We start from the raw sequence: 22,942 nt of genomic DNA, 5'->3' as shown, positions 1-22,942 counted from the left end.
GAGTAAAAATGTTTAAGATAGGAGATAAGGTTGCCTGCCCACCTCACGGTGTCGGGATCGTTGAAGGAAAAGAAGAAAGAGAGGTGGGAGGAAAAAAAGTAATCTACTTTAGGATTTCTCTCGTGGGAAAAAGTATGTCAATTTTAGTTCCTGAAGAAAGTATTGAAAATTCAGGAATTAGACCAGTTCTATCGGAAGAAAGTATAGAAGAAATATTTAATTATCTATCGGAAATTCCTACCAACATAAGTGAAAAATGGACAGTAAGACATAGGCTTAATGTTGATAGACTTAAAACAGGTGATATAAAAGAGCTTGCAACAGTTGTTAGAAATCTTTCTTATAGGTCAAAGGAAAAAGAGCTCTCTTATTCAGAAAAAAGAATGTTTGAAGAAGCTTTTGGAAAACTTGCTGAAGAAATAGCTCTTTCCTTAGGAGAACCAGTAAAAAAAGTTAAACAGAAAATAAGAAAAATTCTTAAAGGAGTTAAAAAGCCGTGACTGTTTCTAAATTTTTCGGAGGCTTTTTCCTTTTTCTTCTGTTTGTTTCTGTTGTAATTTTTAAGCACTATGGTTTTACTTTAACCCAATCTCTCATAATTGGTATTTTTATCACTGCCGCTTCTTTTCTTTTTCACGAATTTGTAATGAAAAAGAAACTGAAGATAAGAACTATTATTCTCTTTTCTGCAGGTTTTTTCTTAGGTTTATACATCGCAAAAGGAATTACCCTTTCACTTTATTCTGTATTTACAAGCTTTCCTTATTTACAGGAAATCTTATTTATTACACTTCCCTATCTTTTTGGTTTTACAGCAGTAGAAGTTGCTAAGAATAAGCCAATTTCAGAACTATTAAAAGATGAACAAGGCCTTTACTCAACACCAAAAGTCATAGATACCAGTGCTCTTATAGACGGAAGGATTGTTGAGATTGCAAAACTTGGATTTATTGAAGGAAAAATTATCATTCCACGATTTGTGCTTGAGGAACTCCAAAATCTTGCTGATTCTACCGAACCAATGATTAGAACTAAAGGTAAAAAAGGACTTGAAATGGTTTCAGAATTAAGAAATATTGAAAAACCTTCCGTAGAAATTTATGAAAGAGACATCCCTTGGATAAAGGATGTAGATTCTAAACTTGTGGAGCTCTGTAGAAAATTAAGAGCAAAATTAATAACTACTGATTACAATTTAAATAAAGTTGCTTCAATTAAAGGGGTTGAAATCCTAAATATCAATGATCTTGCAAACGCTTTAAAACCGGTAGTTGCCGTAGGCGAAGAATTAGTAATCTTTCTTGTAAAAGAAGGTAAAGAAAAGAATCAAGCTGTAGGTTATCTTGATGATGGAACAATGGTTGTAGTTGACAACGCTAAACATTTAATAGGTCATAGAGTTAAAGTTCTTGTTAACAATTTACTTCAGACATCTTCAGGAAAGATAATATTTGCAAGAACTAAAGAGGTAGTAAAGTGAGGTTTGCTGTTATTCCTGCTGCTGGAGTTGGAAGAAGATTTGGAGGAAAAAAACAGTTTTTTGAAGTCAATGGAAAGCCTCTTATTGAGTATCCTTTAAAAATCTTTCAAAAAAGTGAACTCGTTCATGGAATTATACTTGTCCTTCCTAAGGGAGATCTTGAGTTTGGAAAAAAATTAAAAGAAAAATTTTCAAAGATTATTAGAATTGTAGAAGGAGGAAGAGAAAGACAAGAGTCTGTTTATCAAGGACTCAAATCTATTAAAGAACCCGTAAAAGAAGTTATTATCCATGATGGCGTAAGGCCTGTTATTTCAACTTCTTTAATTAGAGATTTGGTCATTTCCTTTTCTGACTACGATGTTGATGGAGTTATTTTAGGAGTAAAACCAAAAGAAACTGTAAAAGAAATAGGAGCTCCACTAGAACCAGGTGACTTTTTTGTGAAAAAGACCCTCAACAGAGACAAACTAATTTTAGTTCAAACCCCACAAATTTTCAGTTATCAAGTTCTTTTAGAGTGCCATGAAATAGCTAAGAAAGAAGAGTATTTTGCAACTGATGACTCTGCTCTTCTTGAAAAATATGGCTATTCAATAATATCAATTCCGGGTGATTACAAGAACATAAAAGTTACAACCCCGGAAGACTTAGAGATAGTTTCTACATTTCTCTCTTAACCAAGAAGTCTATCAAGGATAATTGCTGCTGCTGATCTAACAGACAAATGGTTGTAGTCAGTTGCACCCCTTATAGGTTCTAAAATGTAATCTGCGCTTTTTATAAATTCTTCTGTAAGTCCCCATCCTGTTCCGAAACAGATTATTACGTTTTCTCCAGATCTTATTCTATCTCTTAAACATTCAAATGAAATACTATTTTCATACTCTCTTGCAGATGTAACAACAACCTTAGGTTTAACTCCATTTTCTTTCTCTATTTCTTCAAGAACATTTTCAAAATAAGGAACAGCTTTTACGAGTTTTAAGGCTTCCCATCTCTTTGGGTTGTATTCTCTACCATGTCCACCCTGCCAAAATGAAAGAAGTTTATTTGCAAGCCAGAGATGGTTTTCTATTGGTTGAACAATAAAGTACTTTTTTATTCCGTATGTTCTTGATGCTCTCGCTATATCATGAATGTCAAGTGTTGTTAGCGATGTCGCAACCACTCTTTTTTCTTTATTGTAAACTGGATAGTGAAGAAGCGCTACATATACAGCCATTAATTCTCTCCATTTTTCAATTTTGCTACTGAAAGATATCAAAATTTTAACCTATTGTCTTTTATAAAAGCGATTTGTTATATAAACAGCAAAAAGATAAACTAAGATAATTTTTGGAGCAAATGATAAAACTACCGCACTGCCAAGCAAAGCTATTCCCCAAAAAAAGTCTCTGCTTTTAGACACTACTGGAGCTCTACTTAATCTTTCTGGAAGTTTTTCTATTAAATCAACGTAAGTCATTAAAAGACTTAGACTTTTTCTTCTAAATTCATTTATCGCCATTTTGGGTGCTAACTTCTTTAAGTAAGGTTTTAAAAGAGGAGGAAGTCTAAAATCGTCATATATAAGCCTTGCAATTGATTCTGTATGAGCTATTGTCTTCATAAGAATTACTAGTTCTTCAGGTAATATAATCTTAAACTTTCTTGCAGCCGACAACTCTTCATAAAATAGTTTTTCTGCGTCTATTTGTGAAAGTGGTCTGTTATAGTATCTATCAAGAAATATAAGTATCTCTCTTTTGAGCAAAGAAACATTTACTTCCTTTGTAATTGCTCCAATTCTTTTTAGAGAGTTAATTATTAGATCAGGATCTTTATTCATAACTCCTACAGAAAAAGAAAAAAATGCTGCCAGTGTGTCTGGTGATAATCTTCCTACTATTCCAAAGTCTATAAAAGCAAATTTTCCATTCTCAAGAATAAAAATGTTTCCAGGATGAAGATCTCCATGAAAAATTCCTAACTCAAAGACCATTCTATTAACAATCTTCACAAAGTCATTAGCTAACTTCTTTCTTGTTTCTTTGGGAAGATCCTTAATTTCGTTTAACTTTCTTCCTTTAATGAACTCTATTACAAGAACGTTTTCTCTTGTAAGTTCCCAAATAACTTCAGGAATGTAAAGAGAAGGTTCTTTACTTGAAAATTTTCTAAAAAGTTCCATGTATGCTGCTTCTGTTGTGAGGTTTAACTCGTTTAAAAGTACTCTTTCAAGTTCTTCAATTATCTTAAGGATTCTAAATTCTCGGAAAAAAGGAATGAAGTTTGAAAGTAAACTTACACTTTTTTTAAGAACTTTAATATCTTGTTTTATTGTTTCCTTTGCTTTAGGTCTCAGTATTTTTATTGCTACTTCTCTTCCATCTTTTAATCTTGCCCAATGTACTTGAGCAACAGAACCTGAACCAATTGGCTCACGTTCAAACTCAAGTACGTGTTCTTTAAGATACTGACAACTTTTCAATATTTCTTCTAATGGCTCTGGAGGAACTCTGTCTTGAAGTTTTTCCAGTTCTTTTACATACTCAGCAGGTAGAACATCAACTCTTGTAGATAGAATTTGTCCTATTTTTAAATAGGCAGCTCCCAAATTTTCAAAAGCTATTCGTAATCTTTGCGGGGGAGGATATCCAAGAAGAAATCGGTAAGGATGAAAGAGGAAGAAACCAATAAGCCTTACTATAATTTCAGGAATGTAATTAGTAAGGTGTTCATACGTACAAAAGTAAAGATAACCTAAAATTTGCCAAAATCTGTGAAGAAAACGCATCAGTTTTTGCTCTTTTTAAGATTTTCAACTTCTTTTTTCAGCTCTTCTATTTCTTTTTTTAGAGTTTTGATTTCCTCACGAGTTACAAGATTAACTTCCTTTAAGATTTTTTCAACTTGTCTTGATATTTCTTCTTTCTGCTTTTGAAGACCTTTTCTTAATCCATCAACAAACTTCTTTCCTTCTTCTTCAGAAACTTTTCCCTTCTCCTCAAGTTCCTTAATCAATCTTTCTGCTTTTTCGGTCACTAAGGAAATAGCTCCTATTTGGAGAAGAGCAATTTTTCTTAAAAGCTCTGTAAGGTTTTTCATGATTTCCTCTCTGATATGATTTATTTTAAAATTTATTTCAAACTTTGAAATAAGGAAGGAGCTTATTGAGAAAGTTCTTTTTGACAGCCGTTTTTTTGTTAGTGGGAGTTAACGCTCTTTCTTCAGAAATTCCTGTTCATATTACTGCTGATAGGTTAAGCGGTAATGTGAACGAAAAAGTAGTAGCCGAGGGAAAGGCCATCATAACCTATGATGATGTAGTAATTACAGGTGATAAGGCTACTTACGATAGAAAAAATGGCCTTTTAAAAGTTTCAGGAAACGTTGTCATAAAAGAAGGAGAAGTTGAGCTTCACTGTCAAAATATAGTTTACAATTTAATTACTAAAAAAACAGTTCTTGAGAAAGTTTCGGGAAGGCTTTCTCTAACTGACTACTTAAAAGCTGACAGAGTTGAAAGAATTTCCGAAGAAAAATGGATTGCATACGATGGCGAGTATACTCCCTGTTCTCACACCTGTCCAGATTGGTCTGTAGGAGCACGGAAATTTAACATTCTGATAGGAAAAAGCTTTAAAGGAAAATGGATTTCTTTCAGAATAAAAGAAATTCCCGTTTTGGTCGCTCCTTACTTAAGTGGTCCCATTGTTGAAAAGAGAACATCTGGATTTTTATTTCCTCGAATAAGTTATAGAAGTGACGATGGATTAGTCTATAAACAACCTTTTTACTTAGTTTTAGGTAGAAGTGCCGACCTCACTTTAGCCTATGAAAAGCGATTTAGAAATGGAAATGCCCAAAGTGGAGAATTTAGATATGTCCTATCTCAAGATAGTAAGGGAGATATTTATTTTTATAAAATAGATAGAAAAGAAGGAAAAGACTGGAAACTTTCTTTTTCTCACTCATTTAGTCCATCTGACTTTTTTTACGGCAGAAGTGATATAGAGCTCATTAACAGCAGAAGATTTTTTAAGTCTACAGATACTTTTAATATAGAAGAAAAAACAAAACAATACACAAAATCGGATTTAACCGTTTCAAAACTTTGGAAACATTTTATTTTAAATATAAATGCTGTTTATTTGAATAATCTTGATGGTTCCACAGATACTGTCTACCAAAGATTTCCAACTGTTAATTTTTACCTTTTAGATGTTCCAATATGGAAAACACCATTTACTCTTAGTGCCGACTCTGAGCTAACATACTTTTATAGAAAAGCTGGTAATAGCGGATATCGTTTTAACATTGAACCTGCCATAAGATATAGCAAATTTTTTGGAAGATTTAAAAACACAGCAAAATGGGCAATTTTGTTAACAAAATATCAGCATGGTGGAAAGAGAAACATATTTAAATTTTCTAATGTTTTAACTACAGACTTTCATTCCTCTATCTCTAATGATATTTCTCTTTCCTTTAATCCAGAGCTCCAGTTTCACTTCATAGAAAACGAAAATCAAAGTAACAATCCTTTCTATGATGATTCAGATAGAGTAGAAAAAGAAAAGACACTTATCCCTTCCTTAACCACTTATATTTACAAATCAGGAAAAAGCATAGGAAGATTATCTCTTAGTGCTTTTTACAACTTTTACAACAAAGAAAATCCCTGGAACTTGTGGAAGTTAGACATTGATACAAGTCCCTTCTCTTGGTTTCACTTAGAAGAAACTATTTACTACTCTCCTTATAATAATGAAATTAGAAGAACAAATACTTTCCTTTCAACAAAATTACTTAAAGTCTCAGTATGGTTAAATCATTACTACGATTTTGACTCCGTCCTAAATGCAAACTATTTAAGATGGGGTCTTTCTTTACCTATCAATAAAATTCTTTCTTTCTCTTATCAGCAAAGGTACGATTTAAAACTTTCTGAAGATAGAGAAAGGGAATACGGATTTTCTGTTAATAGAGGTTGTTGGAATGGTAGACTATCGTATAGATGGGTCAGAAACTACGACAACACTATAGATTATCAAATACTTTTAACAATAAATCTAGTAAAACTTGGAAATTACGGATATACCTTTACAGGAAAGAAAAAGTAACGCAGTCCTCACTATAGTTGACACAAAATAATGCCTTTCATATTTTTGTAATTGGCAAGTGCGCCCGTAGCTCAGTAGGATAGAGCGCGAGATTCCTAATCTCGAGGCCGCAGGTTCGATCCCTGCCGGGCGCACCATTTTTTATTTTTGTTGACTTTTTTTTAAAATTCCATAAAATTTGCATTCGCTTTTTATCACGAATAAGGAGGTTTTATTATGGCTGGACTTGATGAGCTTATGAAAGTAGTTCAGGAAAAATATAAAAGAACAGATATTCCTGAATTTAGACCTGGAGACACTGTAAGAGTTTATGTAAAGGTTAAGGAAGGAGACAAGGAAAGAATTCAGGCTTTTGAAGGCGTCGTTATCAGAAAAAGAGGCTCTGGAACAGATGCTACATTCACAGTAAGGAAGGTTTCCTACGGTATAGGCGTTGAAAGAACTTTTCCATTTAACGCTAAGGTAATAGACAAAGTAGAAGTTCTTAAGAGGGGTATCGTAAGAAGAGCAAGACTCTACTACCTCAGAGAGCGTAAAGGAAAGGCTGCTAAGATTAAAGAGAAGAAAGAGTGGATGACAAAGAAGTAATTATCCAGTTTGAGAGAGAATATTGGAATAAAGGATATAAACTGATAGCAGGAATTGACGAGGCGGGAAGAGGGCCATTGGCTGGTCCAGTGGTCGCAGCAGCAGTTATCTTCCCGCAGTCTGTCATTCCTTTTTTATTTAAAGACTCAAAAAAACTAACAGAAAAAAGAAGAAAAGAGCTATTTTTTAAAATATTTGAAAAAGCTATTTGCGTTGGTGTAGGTTTTGCTGATTCTTTAGAAATAGACAAACTCAACATCCTAAATGCTACAAAGCTTGCGGTAAAAAGAGCTCTTTCCTCTCTTCCTGTTCAACCTGATTTTCTAATCACAGATGCCTTGGAAATAGAAGAATTTAAAGACAGATCTCTTGTTTTAACTAAAGGGGACGAAAAAAGTTTTTCCTGTGCTTGTGCCAGTGTTGTTGCCAAAGTAACAAGAGATTTTATAATGGAAAAGTTAGCAGAGCTTTTTCCTGCTTACGGATTTGAAAAACACAAAGGATATCCGACTAAATTTCACATTAGTAAAATAGAGGAAATAGGGATTTCTCCAGTTCACAGGAGGAGTTTTGGAAGAGTCAGAGAGAAAAAAGAAAGGGGAATTGGGAGAGAAGATAGCTTCCCGTTATCTGTTGAAGAAAGGTTACTTTATTATCAAGAAAAATTACAAGAGCTCCTTCGGGGAGATTGATATTATAGCTTTTGATGAAACAACTAAAACACTTCTTTTTGTAGAAGTTCGTTTAAGATCTGAAAATTTTCAAGTAAATCCTCTTGAAACAGTTGATTATAAAAAGCAAGAAAGAATTAGGAAAACGGCGCTTAAATTCCTTTCAAAAATAAAGTTTCCCTATGAATCTATTAGATTCGACGTTATAGGAATAATAGACCAAAAAGGAAAATTAAAGATTGATCATGTAGAAGATGCCTTTTAAGAAAAGGTAAATTGTTGCTATAATTCGGCTGTCGTTTATATTTATGTTAAAGTTTCTAACCGTTTAGAAATGGAGGTTTTGTTTTGGCAAAGGTAAGAATTCACCAACTTGCAAAAGAGTTAGGTATGTCGTCAAAGGAACTGATTAAAAAGCTCCGGGAAGAGCTTGATATACAGGTTAAGAGTATTCATTCTGGTCTTGATGAAAAACAAGTCATGCTTGTTAAGGAATTCATTAAGCCTGTTCAGGTAGAAGTTTCTAAAGCTACTATTGAAGATAAAAGTAAAGAAAAAGAGCTCCCTAAGGAGAAAGTAGAAGATAAAACGGAAATTAAGAAAGAAGAAGTCATTATTTCCAAGGATCAAGATATCAAACAGAAGGAAGAAGAATCTATTTCTGAGAAGAAAGAAGAACAGCCTCAGAAAGTAGAAAAAGCAGAGAAGAAAAAAGAGGAAAAGAGAGAAGAAAGAAGAGAAGAAAAAAGAGAAGAAAAGAGAAAGAAAAAATCAGATGTGAGAATTCTTTCTCCTGAAGAACTTGCAAGAAGAAGGAGAAGAAGAAGAAAACCTTTCAGAAGACATGAAGAAGAAAGAAAGGTTGAAGAAAGTAGGGAAAGTAAACCTCCAAGAAGAAGAGAAAAACCTCAAAGATTAAAAAGAGAAGAGAAACAAAAACCTATAGAAGAGAAGGTAACAAGGGAGCAACTTGAAAAACTTGTAGCCTCTACAAAGGAAGGAAGAGAAAGAGAAAAACCTAAGACTGTAGAGGATATGCTTGCTGAGAAGAAAAGGGAACAAAAAGAGTTAGAAGATCAGAAGAAATTTGAAGAACTCATGAGAAAGATAGAGGAGAAAAACAGAGCTAAAAAGAAAAAGCGCAAGAAGAAAAAGAAAGAAGAAGTTAAAGAAGAGATTCCTTTTGAAGAACTTTCAGAAGAAGAACAACTTCAAAGGCTCATTGAGGAAGAGGAGAGAGCAAAAACTGTTATTATTCCAGAAGTAATTTCAGCAAGAGAATTTGCAGAAAAACTTGGTATAGATCCTACACAGCTACTTCAAGATTTAATTACTCTTGGAAAGTTCATTACAATAAATCAGCCAATAGATTTTGAAACTGCTGCAAAAGTTGCTGAAAAATACGGTAAAGTAGTTAAACTTGAAGGTGAAGAGGAAGAAGAATCACTCCTTGAAAAAGAGTTAGAAGAAACGCCAGATAAAGAAGAAGACCTTAAACCTCGTCCTCCAATTATCACTGTTATGGGACACGTTGACCACGGAAAAACAACACTTCTTGACTATATAAGAAACACTAAAGTTGCTGAAAGAGAAGCAGGTGGAATTACGCAGCACATTGGTGCTTCTGTTGTAGAAGTTGATACAAGCGAAGGAAAGAAAAAGCTTGTCTTTCTTGATACTCCCGGTCACGAGGCCTTCACAGCAATGAGAGCCAGAGGAGCTCAAGTAACAGATATCGCGGTCCTTGTCGTTGCAGCTGATGATGGTGTAATGCCTCAAACTGTTGAAGCAATAAACCATGCCAAAGCTGCAGGAGTTCCAATAATTGTTGCAATTAACAAGATAGATAAACCTGGTGCAAATCCTGATAGAGTTAAACAGGAGCTTACTCAACACGGCCTCATCGCAGAAGACTGGGGTGGTGACACTGTAATGGTTCCTGTATCTGCTAAAACGGGAGAAGGCGTTGATGAACTCCTTGAAATGATAGCTTTACAAGCAGAATTAATGGAGTTAAAAGCTAATCCAGACAAGCCTGCTCGCGGAGTTGTTCTTGAAGCAAAACTTGATAGACAGAGAGGACCTGTTGCTACACTTCTTATTCAAAGTGGAACCTTAAAACAAGGAGATGCTATTGTCGCAGGTCTTTATGCAGGAAAAATAAGAGCTATGTTTGACGATAAAGGAAAGTCTATAAAAGAAGCAGGACCATCTATGCCTGTAGAAGTTTTAGGTCTTGATGGAGTCCCACTTGCTGGTGATAAATTCTACGTTGTTAAAGACGAAAAGACAGCAAGAAAAATTGCAGAGAAGAGACAAGAACTTGCAAGAGAATCAGCTCTTGAAAAAGAAAAGAAAGTATCCCTTGAAGACCTCTTTGCACAAGTACAGCAGGGAGAAGTTAAAGAGCTAAATATTGTTTTAAAGGCAGACGCACAAGGTTCTATAGAAGCTATTAGAAAATCTCTTGAAGAACTTTCTACGGATGAAGTTAAAGTTAAAATTATTCATACTGGTGTTGGTCCTATAACAGAAAACGATATTATGCTTGCTGCCGCTTCAAACGCTATTGTTGTTGGATTTAACGTAAGACCTGATTCTGCAGCTAGAAAAGCAGCGGAAAAAGAAAAAATTGATGTTAGAACCTATAGAGTTATCTATGACATAGTAGACGAAGTTAAAAAAGCTATGCAAGGTCTTCTTACTCCTGAAGAAAAAGAAGTTTACCTTGGTTCTGCAGAAGTTAGAGCAACCTTTAAAGTTCCAAAAGTTGGAACTGTTGCTGGTTGTTATGTAAAAGATGGAGTAATTAAGAGAAATGCAGGTGTAAGACTTGTAAGAGATGGAATTGTTATTTACGAGGGTAAAATTGCTTCACTTAAAAGATTTAAAGATGATGTTAGGGAAGTGCAAGCTGGATATGAATGTGGTATAGGTCTTGAGAACTTTAATGACATCAAAGTAGGTGACATTATTGAATGCTATACAACAGAGCAAGTTGAAAAAGAACTTTAAGTTCCATTGTTTTTAGTTTAGATTTTTTTTATTCCTCCCCCTAACTGGGGGAGGAATTAGATAGATATGTTATTTACTCATTACAGAAAACCGTTGCGAGAAAGCCCTGCTTTTTAAAGCAGGGATGAATCACACGGCACAAGCCGTTGAAATCCAAATCTCCTGCAATTAAATTATAGACCATGAAAACAGCAAAAGCTGAAAAGATAAAGCAAACTCTGAAAGAAACAAAAGAGAGGAGAGAAAACCAAGTCTGCAGAGTCTATCAGCTAAAACTTCAGAACCTCTCTAAAAAGGACATCGAGAAGTTAGACAGACTCTTTTTGGAAGCCAAATGGCTTCGTAACTTTGTCGTAGCAGACATCGAAAACAGGATAAAAGACTACAAGTATAAAGAAGTAGAAATCAAAACTCCCGAAGGTTTCGACAAAAGAGAAATCAAACTTTTATCATCCCAGATGAAACAGGAGATAATAGACCAGATAAAAGACGACCTGAAAAGCCTTAAAAAGTCAAAAGAAAAAGGGAACAAAGTAGGTAAACTAAAATTCAAATCAGAAGTTAGAACGATTCCCCTCAAACAGTATGGAGTAACCTACAAGATTTCAGGAGACAGAAACAGAGTAAAGGTACAGGGAATAAAGAAGAAATTCAGGGTTTTAGGACTACATCAGATACCTGAGAATGCAGAGATAACTAAAGGATACCTCATAAAGAAACCCTCTGGATACTACCTGCACATAGTTTGTTATCTTCCGAAAGAAGAGGTAGAAAGAGAAATCAGAGAGAAACAGATACAGCAACCGGTTGGGATAGACTTAGGGATAAAGCATCAGTTAACACTTTCAACAGGAGAAAAGCTGAGCTGGTATATTCCTGAAACGAAAAGACTAAAAAGACTACAAAAGATTCTCTCCAGAAAGCAGAAAGGGAGCAGGAACTATCAGAAGGTAAAAAAAGAGATAGGAAAAGAATGGGAGTATATCTACAACAAGAGACAGGATGCACTGAACAAAGCAATCAGCTGTCTCAAAAGATTTTCGCTTATAGCGGTTCAGGATGATTCAATAGAAGGATGGAAGAAAGGGTTATTTGGTAAGCAGATACAGAACACAGGGATAGGAGGAGTAACTGCAAGGCTTAGAAGTCTTGCAACTCTTATTTCTGTGTTTTTTGTGGATAGGTATGAACCTACCACTCAAACCTGTTCATTTTGCGGATACAGACAGGAGATTTCGCTATCGGAAAGGGTTTTCAAGTGTGAAGGATGTGGGATAGAGATAGACAGGGACGTTAATTCGGCAAGGGAGATTTTAAAGGTAGCGATAGAACTGCTATTGTGGATGTTAAGGATTATTGAGAATGGAGGAGAAGGAAAACTCCTAAAAATCCTACCCGTGGACGGCGGGGAAGTAACGCCTGTGGAGAGGGGAATATCCCTCGTCGAAGCAGGAAGCCCCTCACTTTAGTGAGGGGAGGATGTCACATACTCATGAATAGCCTTTGCAGCTTTTCTTCCATCTCCCATTGCAATAATCACAGTTGAACCGCCATGGATAACGTCACCACCAGCAAAAACTCCTGGTAGATCTGTCATTAAAGTTTCAGGATCTACTAAGATTTCTCCTTTCTTACCTCTTCTTATTTCTTTAACCCCTTCAACAACAACAGGATTTGGTCCTTGTCCAATTGCCATTACTACAGTATCTACTTCAAGGAGAAACTCTGAACCTGGAATAGGTACAGGTCTTCTTCTTCCTGATTCATCTGGCTCAGATAGTTCCATCTTCACACATTCTATTGCTTTAAGCCATCCATTTTCTCCTACAAATCTTACAGGATTTGTAAGCGTTTTGAAGATAATACCTTCTTCTTTTGCATGGTGAACTTCTTCTACTCTTGCAGGCATTTCTGCTTCAGAACGCCTATAGATAACGTAAACCTCTTCAACTTCTTTTAGTCTCTTAGCCGTTCTTGCAACGTCCATTGCAGTATTACCACCACCTATAACAGCTACCCTCTTACCTGTAAATACTGGTGTGTCGTATTCTGGAAATTTATTAGCTCCCATAAAGATAATTCTTGTTAAGAACTCATTTGCTGAGTAAACACCATTAAGATTAAGACCTTCAATATTTAACATGTAAGGAAGTCCAGCTCCTGAACCAATAAATACAGCATCAAATTCTTCAAGGAGTTCATAAATAGTTTTTGTCTTACCTACGATAAAGTTAAGTTCTACCTTAGCACCCATACTAACTAGAAATTCAAGTTCTCTTCTTACTGTTTCATTTGGAAGCCTGAATTCAGGAATTCCGTAAACTAAAACTCCTCCAGCTTCATGAAGCGCTTCAAATATTGTTACCTCATGTCCCCACTTTAGCAAATCTGCCGCACATGCAATTCCAGCAGGACCAGAACCAACTATGGCTATTTTTTTACCGGTTTTTTCCTTTACTTCAACCTTCTCATAACCGACAGAAGCTTCATAATCTCCTGCAAAAGCTTCAAGAGCTCCAATAGCTACAGGATCTCCTACCTTTCCAACAACACAGGCACCTTCGCATTGAATTTCCTGTGGACAAACCCTTCCACAAACAGAAGGCATTATATTTTCTTCTTTTATTTTCCTTGCTGCTTCAACAAACTTTCCTTCCTCGATAAGCTTTATAAACTGAGGAATTGGAACGTTTACAGGACAAGCCTTCACACAAGGAGCTGTAGGACACTGAAGACATCTTTTAGCTTCTTCCATTGCAAGTTGAGGAGTGTAACCAAGCTTCACTTCTTTAAAGTCATTAATTCTTTCCTGTGGATCTCTTTCTGGAACTGGTATTCTCTTTTTTATAATTTCTCTCTTAGCCATTCTTAACCCCTCTTACAACCACAGTGTTTTTCTTGAAATCTCTCCATAGCAACTTTTTCAAGGGACTTAAACATACAGAGCCTATTCATAAGTTCATCAAAGTCAACTTCATGTGCGTTAAACTCTGGACCATCTACACACGCAAATTTCACTTCTCCTCCAACAGTTACTCTGCAGGCACCACACATTCCGGTACCGTCAACCATTATTGGGTTTAGGGAAGCTATTGTTGGAATATTATGAGGTCTTGTAAGGTCTGCGACTGCTTTCATCATTGGAACAGGACCAGCACAAATAACCATGTCTATCCTTTCACCTTCATCAATTAACTTCTTAAGAGCATCTGTAACAAGTCCTTTCATTCCATAAGAACCATCGTTAGTTGTCACTATTACTCTGTCAGCAAGTAGTTGCATCTTATCTTCCCAAAAGATTAAATCCTTCTTTCTAAATCCCATTATCACTGTAAGATTATTTCCTGCTTCTTTTACTCCCTGACAGATATGGTGGATTGGTGCTAGTCCGAGTCCACCACCTATGGCAACAACATTTCCCCAATTTTCTATATGGGTAGGTTTTCCAAGAGGTCCAACAACATCTTTCAAGATGTTACCTTCCTCAAAACAGGAAAGATGGAAGGTAGACTTTCCAACTCTTTGAACCATCAAAGTGATAGTTCCTGCTTCTGGATCCTTTTCAGCTATTGTTAGAGGAATTCTTTCGCCCTTGGCAGTTGTTCTAATAATCACAAACTGTCCTGGCTTTGCTTTTTCTGCTATTAGTGGAGCTTCAATCACAAACTCGTCAACGTTTTCTGCCAGTTCCCTTTTACTAACTATTCTGTACATTTTCCTCTCCTTCTGGGAATATTTGGAGATGAATTTTACAAAATTTTAACAACTTTTTAACATCTATTACACTTTTCCTTTGTTCTTAGCATTCCACAAGCTGCAGAGATATCCTGACCTCGAGAGTCTCTTATAAAAGCTGCGATGTTATGATCCCATAAAACTTTTTGAAATTTTTCTGTTTGTTCTTTTGAGGAAGGTTTAAACGGAGCTCCAGGATAAGAATTAAAAGGAATAAGATTAACCTTTACAGGAATTCCCTTAACCAATTTTACAAGTCTTTTAGCATCTTCTACAGAATCATTTACACCTTCTAACATTACGTATTCGATCATTATCCTTCTTATATTGTCAGCAGGATACCTTCTCAAAGCTGCCATAATCTCAGAAATAGGATATTTCCTGTTAAGAGGAACAATTTTTTCTCTTACTTCATCGGTTGTGGCATGGAGAGAAATTGCAAGTTTAACTTTGTTCATCTCTTTTGCCATTCTGTCAATTCCTGGAACTACTCCAACAGTCGAAATCGTTATTTTCCTTGTGGAAAGATCAAGCATATTTTTATCAGTCATTATTTCAACTGCTTTTTTTACATTCTCAAAATTAAGAAAAGGCTCCCCCATTCCCATAAAAACAACGTTTGAAATTCTCTTATCTTCTCCGACATCTCTTTGAACATGAATGTATTGATCAACTATTTCAGCAGCTGTAAGGTTTCTTGTAAAGCCATCCTTGGCAGTAAGACAAAATTTACATCCAACAGGACAACCAACTTGAGTAGAGACACAAAGAGTATTCCAATCTTTCTCAGGAATAAATACTGATTCAACCCTATTTCCGTCTTCAAGTTCAAAAAGGTATTTTTTAGTTCCATCCATTGATTTTTCAACTTTTACTAATTTAAGTACATCTATCTTTGCATTCTCGGAAAGAACTTTCCTTGCAGCCTTTGAAATGTTCGTCATTTCATCAAATGATTTAACTCTTTTTTTATATATCCACTGAGCTATCTGTTTAGCCCTGTAGTTTTCGAAACCAAGGCTTTGTACAAAGTTTTGAAGTTCTTCAAAGTTTAAATTCTTTATCTCAACCATTTTTTCCCCTTAAATTCGGATTTTAAACTGAGATGAAAAAAGACATATAAGAACACGTTACACTTATGAAATTTTCTTCCTTCTTTTTATCGTTTTAAAAATTCCATATACAGTAGAACCAACGAAAGCAACTGTTAAAACAAGAGATAAAACAAAACTTATCTCATTCATCTATTACCTCTGCTTCATCAATGAGCATTACAGGAATGTCATCTACTATTTTATACGCTAACTTACACTTATGGCATATCAATTTGTCTTCTTTTTCTCTATATTCAAGATCTCCTTTACACTGTGGACATGCTAAAATTTGAAGGAGTTCTCCATCTAACATTTTAACCTCCTAAAAAAGAAAATCTGTTGAAGTTCAGATAGAAGGTGGACACCCTACAATAACCTTTGAATACCACAAGGAGGTGTCCACCGATGAAACAATTGAAAAGATTCAAAGGAACATCCCTCCATATATCAAGCACAAATACAGCATTCAAAGAAACCCTGAAAGAAGGAAGAAGAGTAAAAAAGAAACTTGACCTAACAAAAGACAGAAACGTTAAAAGGAGACTCAAATGGATAGAGTACTACCACAAAACAGGCAACGCCAGAAAAACATGCAGATACTTTGGCATCAGTCCAACAACCTTCTACAAGTGGAAAAAAAGATACGACAAGTACGGGATAGAAGGACTCCAAGACAGAAGCAAAAGACCTCATAAAGTAAGACAACCACAAATAGAACCTGAAATAGAACACATCATCGTCACAATAAGGGAAAAATTCCTAACCTGGAGCAAAGAAAAGATAGCAGCCTTCATGGAAAGATACCTAAATGTAAAAATATCATCCTCTACAGTTTACAGAACTCTCAAAAGACACGGACTAATAGAAAGAACCTGGAAACTAAAAAGTACCTACAAGAGGAAGAAACAGAAAGGGAAAAAGAACCGCACCAGAAAAGGACTAAGAGCAGACAAACCAGGAACAATCCTCATGGACGTTAAATACCTCTACTGGTGCGGTAAAACCTTTTACCAGTTCACGGCAATAGACAAGTTCACCCGAATAGCATTTGCCAAGGTTTATTCTACAAAAAGCAGCAGGAGCGGAAGAAGGTTTTTTGAAGAACTTGAAAAATTTCTTCCCTTCAAGATAGAGAAAGTTCAAACGGATAACGGGAGCGAATTTTTAGGGGAGTTAGACGAATATCTTAAAAGAAAAGGGATAGAACACTACTTTAGTTATCCGAAATCTCCCAAGACTAATGCGCATGTAGAAAGGTTTATTCAAACGACAGAAAGTGAACTATGGATGATAGAAGGAACAGAACCGACTGTTGATGAGATGAATAAAAAACTTTTTGAGTATTTAAAGATTTACAACTTTCTTAGACCCCATCACTCTTTAAATTACAAGACTCCCGCTGAGAAGTTTGAGGACTATATTAGAAGTCATCAAGGTGTCCACCATGTATTGAACTCGAACAAAATCTTGACACACTAAAACATAAGGTATATTTTTCACTTACGCAATTGGAGGGGTGGCCGAGTCTGGCTGAAGGCGGGTGACTTGAAATCACCTGAGGGTCTAACCAGCCCTCCGGGGGTTCAAATCCCTCCCCCTCCGCCAGAAAATCGGGCCGGTAGCTCAGTTGGTAGAGCAACGGACTTTTAATCCGTAGGTCGGAGGTTCGAATCCTCCCCGGCTCACCATTCTTAGGAGAGGTGGCCGAGCTGGCTGAAGGCGCCCGCCTGCTAAGCGGGTGTACGGGTGAAAGCCCGTACCGCGGGTTCGAATCCCGCCCTCTCCGCCATTTATAGTTTTATTCCTACAGCACTATTTCTTATCTCTTTGGCAAGATAAAGTGCTTTATCTGCTAGATGGATAATTTTTTCAAAGTCAAGCCTTCTTTTTGCTGGATTTTCAAGTGTTAAAAATCCTATACTCACTGTAAACCTTATTTTTCTATCATGATAATGTATAAAGTGCTTTCTTACCAGATCTTGAATTTTTTCAACCAGTAATACTGCTTGATCAAAGTTAGTATGACTACAGGCAATGATGAATTCCTCCCCACCAAAACGACCGATAGCATCACTTTCTCTCAGATTATTTTTTAAGATGAGTGCCATTTCTGCAATTACTTTATCTCCAACTGTGTGACCATAGGTATCGTTAATTTTTTTAAAATAGTCAATATCAAGCAAAATTACAGAAAATGGAATGTTATACCTTTTAGCAGTTTTGAACTTTTCTAAAGCTATCTGGAAAAAACCTCTTCTATTTAAGGTATTCCCTTTGACTACTAGATGTATTAAAATGTAGTTAAATTACCACATAACTGGTAGTCAAAAGGACTCAACCCTGCTTAAAAGCGAACTACTACCCGCTATCCCCCTGCATTCGCAGAGAGACTCGCAGGATACTTTGTAGAGAAAATCTGTCAACTTAAATCTAATCGGATTACAGAGCTTAATAAACAAAAGTTTCAAGTCCTTAATCAGTCTTGGGGAGTTCTCTCCCACTCTGATTATGTTGTATGCTCCTACACAGTCAGCATTGAAAATCTTGTCTAAAACTTTGTCTTTTAAAACTCCTCTGCGTCTCCTAACAGCTTGCGTAAGTTTTTTAAGCTTGATGAGGAGTTCTTTAAGTAAATCCTTATCCCCTTCTTCTTTCGCTTTTAGATATTCTTTCCCTATTCTTTTGACCTCAAATATGTCTGCAAAGGGTGAGGTCTTTGAGGTAAATGGTTCTTCTATTTCAAAAACCTTTATCCCTAATTCTTCCGCTTTGTATTTGATAAGTTCTATTAGTCTCCTGAACGGAATTGATACAAAATGCTGGTTGTTTTTCTTTCCAAGATTCACTCCGTCCTTACTCTCTGTCGCTCCTTTCCCTATGTAGAGCTTTTTGTGGTCAGTAGCTTTTAGAACGTCAACTACCTTCCTGCTTATCTTGTGAAAGTCGTTGTCTATTTTCCTCTTTCTGTATGCCGATAGTTCTTTGAGTCTTATAAGTTTTTCTGTAATTAACTGTTTTAAGCTTTCTCCTTCTTTTTCATCTTCTACTTGCGAAAGCTTGTTCCTGATGGTGTCTATTTCCGATTGGAGTTTGCTCTTTTCTTTGTTATACCACTGGTTGAATGCTTTTATCTCTTTTCCCGAAACTATAAAGCTCTTAAGGTCTTTGTTTGTTGAAAGGAGTGTTATCAGGTTGTTGAGTCCCAAGTCTATACCTGCTACGTGCTTTCCTGTCTTTTCTACTTTCGGAAGTTCTGCTTTGTAAACAACATCTGCATAAACGTCTGTTCCAAAAAGTTTCAGTCTTATACTCTTGACTTCAAAGTCAAAGTCTTTGGGTAGTTTTACTTTCAGAAATTCTTTGTTGTTGATTCTTAAGCTTATCAGGATGCTGTCCTCTAAACGTTTAAACGTGTTTACGTTGAGTTCTACCGAAAAGTTCATCAAATACTTTAGCTTCTTCGGTTTTGGAGATCTGGGAGTCCCTTTGAATTTTTTCGGACTTTTTAGATACTCTTTGTATGCTTTCCTGTAGCTTTTGAAACTTTTCACTACGTCTCTTATAACCTGCTGAAGAATGTAATTGTTGTCGGTTTTCTTTTTCTGCTCTTTTAGAGCTTTTAAGAATCTCGTAAGTTCTTCATCTTTTAAGATGTTTTCTTTAACCTCTCTAAAACTTTTGAGTTTTTCTTCTTTCTTAGAGGAATATTCTCCTTCTTTTATGAGTCCGTAGAGGATTGACTGGTCAGTCGGATAGTATCCGTAAAGCTCTTTGTATCTCCTGATAAGAAGTATTAAGAGGTTTTTAAAGTGAGCAAGGTCAAGTAGGAGTTTCCTGACCTTTTCTTTCCTCTCTTTTCCCGATATTCTAATGTTCAAAACTCTATTTGATTGCATCTTCTAAAACCTTTCTGATTTTCCTTCGGTTGCTGTAAAACTTCATTGAAAATGAATGTAGAAGGGTAATTATCTCTTCAATTATCTCTTCTGTGTCGTTCTTCTCATTGGTGTAGTTGTTAATTACAACAATTTCCGTTCCGTAACGCTTGAACAGGTTCTCAAAAAAGTTAAATCCTGTTCTCATAAGTCTATCCTTAAACGTTATCACCACCTTAGCTATGCGGTAGGAGAGAATTTCGTTAAGTAGAAGATGAAAATCTTTTCTCTTGTCAAAGTTTAAAGCACTTGCAATATCTTTATAAACCCCGTCTATCTTCCACCCTCTTGCTATACAGAAATTTTTTGCTACTTCTATTTGGTTGATTAAATCCTGCTTCTGTTTAGGAGTTGACACTCTTGCGTAAATAACTGTTTTCCTTTCTACTGATTTTCCACTCTTTTCAAGGAGATACTTGTAAACACTTTCAGGGTCAAACTCATAGTGTCCATTGGGAAGTCTTTCAGCTTTCAAAATTCCTTCTTTTCTCAAGTTCCTAAGGGTTGACCTTGAAATCCGTAGTATTTCCATTACTTCCCTTGCTTTCATACCCTGAAATATAGTATTTCTAATACATATTGTCAAGTGTAGCTAAAAATTGATGGTTATATTTTTCTGTTTTGTTATAGATTTTATCGATATTCAATAGAGTTTGTTAAAATTTAAGAAAATTATATTGATTAAGGAAATCATATTGGAGGTGTCTTGTGGCTGCTGCTGACTATGTAGAAATCTACAAAGAGCTCAGTATGGATATTGAAAAGCACGAAGAGCTCATGAGTGCTCTTTTTCAGATTTACCCTGAAATCTTCCTTAAACAGAAGAATAGGCCAAAAGGAATGGAGTATTTTGACTGGCTGATGAGCGAGATTCACGGCAAGAGAATAGTGGAGCTCCTTGAGATAAAGAAGCAAGGTAAACCTCTTGTTGGTACTTTCTGCATATTTGTCCCGGAAGAAATCGTTATTGGTGCTGGTGGAGCTTGCTATGGCCTCTGTGGAGGTGCTCAGTTTTCAATTCCAGACGCCGAAAGGGACCTTCCGAGAAATATCTGTCCCCTTATCAAGTCTGCTTACGGCTTTAAAGTTCAGAGAACTTGTCCCTATACACAGTCTTCAGACTTCATCTATGGTGAGACAACCTGTGAGGCAAAGAAAAAGACCTGGGAACTTCTCAATAAACTCCATCCGACCCACGTAATGCACATCCCTCAGATGAAGAGAGAGAGGGAGAAGAATCTCTGGCGTCAGGAAATCTACGACTTTAAGAAACACATTGAAGAGATTATCGGTAGAGAGCTAACATTTGAAGAGCTCAAAGAGGGTATAGAGAAGATAAACAAGAAAAGAGAAGCAATGCAGAGACTTGACTATCTAAGGAGTGCAAACCCTGAAGTTGTCCCTATAAGCAGTAAGGATGGACTTTTAGTCAATCAGATATCCTTCTATGATGATCCGGACAGGTTTACGAGAAAAGTACACGAGCTTTGCGATGAGTTAGAGGAGAGAATAGAAAAAGGAATTTCTGTAGTTCCTCCAGGTACTCCAAGGATTATGGTCATTGGAACACCTATGGCTCTTCCAAACTGGAAACTACACCATGTAGTTGAAACAACGGGAGGTGTAATAATCAACGAAGAAGCATGCATAGGCCATAGATACTACAAAGACAACATTGATATTGAAGGAGCAAAAACGGTTGACGATCTTATTGAAAGGATGCTTGAAAGGTACATGAAAATAGATTGTGCTTGTTTTACTCCAAACGAAGAAAGAATAGAAAAAATAATTAGAATGTATAAAGAGAAAAAGGCTGACGGAATTATCTACTACTCACTTTCCTTCTGCCACACTTACAACGTTGAGTCTAAGAAGGTCATAGACAGGACAGGCTCCAGGCAGAGGGCATTCCGGTCCTAAGAATAGAGTCTGACTATTCAATGGAGGATGTTGGACAGATCAAGACAAGGGTTGAAGCGTTTATTGAAAGTGTTGAAGTTCAGATAGAAGGTGGACACCCTAAAATAACCTTTGAATCCCAGAAGGAGGTGTCCACCGATGAAACAATTGAAAAGATTCAAAGGAACATCCCTCCATATATCAAGCACAAATACAGCATTCAAAGAAACCCTGAAAGAAGGAAGAAGAGTAAAAAAGAAACTTGACCTAACAAAAGACAGAAACGTTAAAAGGAGACTGAAATGGATAGAGTACTACCACAAAACAGGCAACGCCAGAAAAACATGCAGATACTTTGGCATCAGTCCAACAACCTTCTACAAGTGGAAAAAAGATACGACAAGTACGGGATAGAAGGACTCCAAGACAGAAACAAAAGACCTCATAAAGTAAGACAACCCCAAACAGAACCAGAAATAGAACACATCATCGTCACAATAAGGGAAAAATTCCCAACCTGGAGCAAAGAAAAGATAGCAGCCTTCATGGAAAGATACCTAAATGTAAAAATATCATCCTCTACAGTTTACAGGGTTCTCAAAAGACACGGACTAATAGAAAGAACCTGGAAACTAAAAAGTACCTACAAGAGGAAGAAACAGAAAGGGAAAAAGAACCGCACCAGAAAAGGACTAAGAGCAGACAAACCAGGAACAATCCTCATGGACGTTAAATACCTCTACTGGTGCGGTAAAACCTTTTACCAGTTCACGGCAATAGACAAGTTCACCCGAATAGCATTTGCCAAGGTTTATTCTACAAAAAGCAGCAGGAGCGGAAGAAGGTTTTTTGAAGAACTTGAAAAATTTCTTCCCTTCAAGATAGAGAAAGTTCAAACGGATAACGGGAGCGAATTTTTAGGGGAGTTAGACGAATATCTTAAAAGAAAAGGGATAGAACACTACTTTAGTTATCCGAAATCTCCCAAGACTAATGCGCATGTAGAAAGGTTTATTCAAACGACAGAAAGTGAACTATGGATGATAGAAGGAACAGAACCGACTGTTGATGAGATGAATAAAAAACTTTTTGAGTATTTAAAGATTTACAACTTTCTTAGACCCCATCACTCTTTAAATTACAAGACTCCCGCTGAGAAGTTTGAGGAATATATTAAAAACCATCAAGGTGTCCACCATGTATTGAACTCGAACAAAATTTAACAACCGTAGAATAAATTACAAAAGTAAGAGATTACTTTCACCACCGACTCCAGAAGGAGTTGAAAACCAGCTAAGGGTGGTGAAAGGAGCGGTAGGTGAACACCTACCGCAAGGTCTTTGAACAACTGAATAGGCCGGGAAAGAGGCTCCAGTAGACGGTCCGTCTGCTTTGTGCAGGCGTGGGGTGGGGACTG

General features: G+C 36.2%; 22 protein-coding genes, 4 tRNA genes and 1 pseudogene. 17 read left to right on the top strand and 10 right to left on the bottom strand.

The window, feature by feature from the left end:
* The first annotated feature begins 8 nt into the window (after positions 1–8).
* Genes DESTER_RS03625 through ispD form a run of 3 tightly spaced genes read left to right on the top strand, consistent with a single transcriptional unit; the run spans position 9 to position 2,160 of the window.
* Positions 9–500 carry a CarD family transcriptional regulator gene (locus tag DESTER_RS03625; protein ID WP_013638306.1) on the top strand — a complete coding sequence of 164 codons (492 nt, stop codon included), beginning with the start codon at positions 9–11 and terminating at the stop codon, positions 498–500.
* On the top strand, positions 497–1,480 hold the full coding sequence (locus DESTER_RS03620) for a PIN/TRAM domain-containing protein (RefSeq protein WP_013638305.1): 984 nt from the start codon (positions 497–499) through the stop codon (positions 1,478–1,480). The genes DESTER_RS03625 and DESTER_RS03620 overlap by 4 nt, the downstream gene beginning before the upstream one ends.
* On the top strand, positions 1,477–2,160 hold the full coding sequence (gene ispD, locus DESTER_RS03615) for a 2-C-methyl-D-erythritol 4-phosphate cytidylyltransferase (protein ID WP_013638304.1): 684 nt from the start codon (positions 1,477–1,479) through the stop codon (positions 2,158–2,160). Before DESTER_RS03620 ends, ispD begins: the two co-directional genes overlap by 4 nt.
* Here the strand turns inward: ispD and DESTER_RS03610 are convergent.
* Genes DESTER_RS03610 through DESTER_RS03600 form a run of 3 tightly spaced genes read right to left on the bottom strand, consistent with a single transcriptional unit; the run spans position 2,157 to position 4,570 of the window.
* The gene (locus tag DESTER_RS03610) at positions 2,157–2,705 is read right to left on the bottom strand and encodes an RNA methyltransferase (RefSeq protein ID WP_013638303.1); all 549 of its coding nucleotides are present in this window, start codon (positions 2,703–2,705) and stop codon (positions 2,157–2,159) included. The two genes, ispD and DESTER_RS03610, sit on opposite strands and share 4 nt — an antisense overlap.
* A gap of 51 nt (positions 2,706–2,756) precedes the next feature.
* Positions 2,757–4,259, bottom strand: a complete 1,503-nt coding sequence (locus DESTER_RS03605) for an ABC1 kinase family protein (RefSeq protein ID WP_013638302.1) — start codon at positions 4,257–4,259, stop codon at positions 2,757–2,759.
* Positions 4,259–4,570 carry a phasin family protein gene (locus DESTER_RS03600; RefSeq protein ID WP_013638301.1) on the bottom strand — a complete coding sequence of 104 codons (312 nt, stop codon included), beginning with the start codon at positions 4,568–4,570 and terminating at the stop codon, positions 4,259–4,261. The genes DESTER_RS03605 and DESTER_RS03600 overlap by 1 nt, the downstream gene beginning before the upstream one ends.
* A 65-nt stretch (positions 4,571–4,635) precedes the next feature.
* Between DESTER_RS03600 and DESTER_RS03595 the strand changes: the two genes are divergently transcribed.
* The 7 genes from DESTER_RS03595 to DESTER_RS03565 all read left to right on the top strand — a co-directional run bounded on the left by DESTER_RS03595 (position 4,636) and on the right by DESTER_RS03565 (position 12,331).
* Positions 4,636–6,588 (top strand): LPS-assembly protein LptD, encoded by a 1,953-nt coding sequence (locus tag DESTER_RS03595; RefSeq protein WP_013638300.1) that lies wholly within the window; start codon positions 4,636–4,638, stop codon positions 6,586–6,588.
* Positions 6,589–6,648: 60 nt separating this feature from the next.
* Positions 6,649–6,725 (top strand) — tRNA-Arg (locus tag DESTER_RS03590).
* A gap of 100 nt (positions 6,726–6,825) precedes the next feature.
* Positions 6,826–7,176 carry a 50S ribosomal protein L19 gene (gene rplS / locus DESTER_RS03585; RefSeq protein ID WP_425477277.1) on the top strand — a complete coding sequence of 117 codons (351 nt, stop codon included), beginning with the start codon at positions 6,826–6,828 and terminating at the stop codon, positions 7,174–7,176.
* Entirely contained in the window at positions 7,158–7,868 is a 711-nt protein-coding gene (locus DESTER_RS03580; RefSeq protein ID WP_013638298.1) for a ribonuclease HII, read from the top strand. Before rplS ends, DESTER_RS03580 begins: the two co-directional genes overlap by 19 nt.
* Positions 7,810–8,112 (top strand): YraN family protein, encoded by a 303-nt coding sequence (locus DESTER_RS03575; protein WP_052296558.1) that lies wholly within the window; start codon positions 7,810–7,812, stop codon positions 8,110–8,112. Before DESTER_RS03580 ends, DESTER_RS03575 begins: the two co-directional genes overlap by 59 nt.
* 83 nt (positions 8,113–8,195) lie before the next feature.
* Complete coding sequence (gene infB / locus DESTER_RS03570; protein WP_013638296.1) at positions 8,196–10,862, top strand: translation initiation factor IF-2; 2,667 nt, start codon at positions 8,196–8,198, stop codon at positions 10,860–10,862.
* Positions 10,863–11,044: 182 nt separating this feature from the next.
* Positions 11,045–12,331, top strand: a complete 1,287-nt coding sequence (locus DESTER_RS03565; protein ID WP_013638295.1) for an RNA-guided endonuclease InsQ/TnpB family protein — start codon at positions 11,045–11,047, stop codon at positions 12,329–12,331.
* On the opposite strand, the gene gltA is transcribed toward DESTER_RS03565, so the two are convergent.
* From gltA to DESTER_RS03545, 4 genes are all read right to left on the bottom strand, one after another.
* Positions 12,328–13,728, bottom strand: a complete 1,401-nt coding sequence (gene gltA / locus DESTER_RS03560) for an NADPH-dependent glutamate synthase (RefSeq protein ID WP_013638294.1) — start codon at positions 13,726–13,728, stop codon at positions 12,328–12,330. The two genes, DESTER_RS03565 and gltA, sit on opposite strands and share 4 nt — an antisense overlap.
* Before the next feature lie 2 nt (positions 13,729–13,730).
* Positions 13,731–14,576: a sulfide/dihydroorotate dehydrogenase-like FAD/NAD-binding protein gene (locus tag DESTER_RS03555; protein WP_013638293.1), complete on the bottom strand. Its 846-nt coding sequence runs from the start codon at positions 14,574–14,576 to the stop codon at positions 13,731–13,733.
* Between the two features lie 56 nt (positions 14,577–14,632).
* On the bottom strand, positions 14,633–15,670 hold the full coding sequence (gene rlmN, locus DESTER_RS03550; protein ID WP_013638292.1) for a dual-specificity RNA methyltransferase RlmN: 1,038 nt from the start codon (positions 15,668–15,670) through the stop codon (positions 14,633–14,635).
* Positions 15,671–15,833: 163 nt separating this feature from the next.
* The gene (locus tag DESTER_RS03545) at positions 15,834–16,004 is read right to left on the bottom strand and encodes a Trm112 family protein (RefSeq protein WP_013638290.1); all 171 of its coding nucleotides are present in this window, start codon (positions 16,002–16,004) and stop codon (positions 15,834–15,836) included.
* Positions 16,005–16,096: 92 nt separating this feature from the next.
* Here DESTER_RS03545 and DESTER_RS03540 point away from each other — a divergent pair, with 92 nt between their 5' ends.
* From DESTER_RS03540 to DESTER_RS03525, 4 genes are all read left to right on the top strand, one after another.
* Positions 16,097–17,170, top strand: coding sequence for an IS481 family transposase (locus DESTER_RS03540; protein ID WP_013638289.1), 1,074 nt, complete (start codon positions 16,097–16,099; stop codon positions 17,168–17,170).
* Positions 17,171–17,201: 31 nt separating this feature from the next.
* Positions 17,202–17,296, top strand: a tRNA-Ser gene (locus DESTER_RS03535).
* 7 nt (positions 17,297–17,303) lie between these two features.
* Positions 17,304–17,379, top strand: a tRNA-Lys gene (locus DESTER_RS03530).
* 6 nt (positions 17,380–17,385) lie between these two features.
* Positions 17,386–17,480 (top strand) — tRNA-Ser (locus DESTER_RS03525).
* 1 nt (position 17,481) lies between these two features.
* Here DESTER_RS03525 and DESTER_RS03520 read toward each other — a convergent pair.
* Genes DESTER_RS03520 through DESTER_RS03510 form a run of 3 tightly spaced genes read right to left on the bottom strand, consistent with a single transcriptional unit; the run spans position 17,482 to position 20,176 of the window.
* Complete coding sequence (locus DESTER_RS03520; RefSeq protein WP_274530078.1) at positions 17,482–17,982, bottom strand: GGDEF domain-containing protein; 501 nt, start codon at positions 17,980–17,982, stop codon at positions 17,482–17,484.
* Between the two features lie 33 nt (positions 17,983–18,015).
* Positions 18,016–19,587: an RNA-guided endonuclease InsQ/TnpB family protein gene (locus DESTER_RS03515; RefSeq protein ID WP_013638288.1), complete on the bottom strand. Its 1,572-nt coding sequence runs from the start codon at positions 19,585–19,587 to the stop codon at positions 18,016–18,018.
* Positions 19,574–20,176: an IS607 family transposase gene (locus DESTER_RS03510; RefSeq protein ID WP_013638093.1), complete on the bottom strand. Its 603-nt coding sequence runs from the start codon at positions 20,174–20,176 to the stop codon at positions 19,574–19,576. The genes DESTER_RS03515 and DESTER_RS03510 overlap by 14 nt, the downstream gene beginning before the upstream one ends.
* A 158-nt stretch (positions 20,177–20,334) precedes the next feature.
* Here DESTER_RS03510 and DESTER_RS03505 point away from each other — a divergent pair, with 158 nt between their 5' ends.
* The 3 genes and pseudogenes from DESTER_RS03505 (at position 20,335) to DESTER_RS03500 (ending at position 22,748) form a co-directional block, all read left to right on the top strand.
* Entirely contained in the window at positions 20,335–21,546 is a 1,212-nt protein-coding gene (locus tag DESTER_RS03505) for a double-cubane-cluster-containing anaerobic reductase (RefSeq protein ID WP_218914924.1), read from the top strand.
* Positions 21,534–21,791 (top strand): 2-hydroxyacyl-CoA dehydratase family protein, encoded by a 258-nt coding sequence (locus tag DESTER_RS08330; protein ID WP_218914929.1) that lies wholly within the window; start codon positions 21,534–21,536, stop codon positions 21,789–21,791. The genes DESTER_RS03505 and DESTER_RS08330 overlap by 13 nt, the downstream gene beginning before the upstream one ends.
* Positions 21,685–22,748: pseudogene (locus DESTER_RS03500) on the top strand (IS481 family transposase). The gene DESTER_RS08330 and the pseudogene DESTER_RS03500 overlap by 107 nt, the downstream one beginning before the upstream one ends.
* Positions 22,749–22,942: the final 194 nt, after the last annotated feature.

The organism is Desulfurobacterium thermolithotrophum DSM 11699, from assembly GCF_000191045.1.
GTDB lineage: Bacteria > Aquificota > Aquificia > Desulfurobacteriales > Desulfurobacteriaceae > Desulfurobacterium > Desulfurobacterium thermolithotrophum.
Note: the sequence above shows the minus strand (reverse complement) of the source record. Positions and strands in the feature narration are given on the sequence as shown.

Excerpts from the sequence above, each read along its gene's own strand:
- rlmN (WP_013638292.1), bottom strand. The coding sequence starts at position 15,670 with ATGGTTGAGATAAAGAATTTAAACTTTGAAGAACTTCAAAACTTTGTA.
- DESTER_RS03605 (WP_013638302.1), bottom strand. The coding sequence starts at position 4,259 with ATGCGTTTTCTTCACAGATTTTGGCAAATTTTAGGTTATCTTTACTTT.
- DESTER_RS03545 (WP_013638290.1), bottom strand. The coding sequence starts at position 16,004 with ATGTTAGATGGAGAACTCCTTCAAATTTTAGCATGTCCACAGTGTAAA.
- rplS (WP_425477277.1), top strand. The coding sequence starts at position 6,826 with ATGAAAGTAGTTCAGGAAAAATATAAAAGAACAGATATTCCTGAATTT.
- DESTER_RS03515 (WP_013638288.1), bottom strand. The coding sequence starts at position 19,587 with ATGCAATCAAATAGAGTTTTGAACATTAGAATATCGGGAAAAGAGAGG.
- DESTER_RS03540 (WP_013638289.1), top strand. The coding sequence starts at position 16,097 with ATGAAACAATTGAAAAGATTCAAAGGAACATCCCTCCATATATCAAGC.
- gltA (WP_013638294.1), bottom strand. The coding sequence starts at position 13,728 with ATGGCTAAGAGAGAAATTATAAAAAAGAGAATACCAGTTCCAGAAAGA.
- DESTER_RS03565 (WP_013638295.1), top strand. The coding sequence starts at position 11,045 with ATGAAAACAGCAAAAGCTGAAAAGATAAAGCAAACTCTGAAAGAAACA.
- DESTER_RS03625 (WP_013638306.1), top strand. The coding sequence starts at position 9 with ATGTTTAAGATAGGAGATAAGGTTGCCTGCCCACCTCACGGTGTCGGG.
- DESTER_RS03600 (WP_013638301.1), bottom strand. The coding sequence starts at position 4,570 with ATGAAAAACCTTACAGAGCTTTTAAGAAAAATTGCTCTTCTCCAAATA.
- DESTER_RS03610 (WP_013638303.1), bottom strand. The coding sequence starts at position 2,705 with ATGGCTGTATATGTAGCGCTTCTTCACTATCCAGTTTACAATAAAGAA.
- DESTER_RS03555 (WP_013638293.1), bottom strand. The coding sequence starts at position 14,576 with ATGTACAGAATAGTTAGTAAAAGGGAACTGGCAGAAAACGTTGACGAG.
- DESTER_RS03510 (WP_013638093.1), bottom strand. The coding sequence starts at position 20,176 with ATGAAAGCAAGGGAAGTAATGGAAATACTACGGATTTCAAGGTCAACC.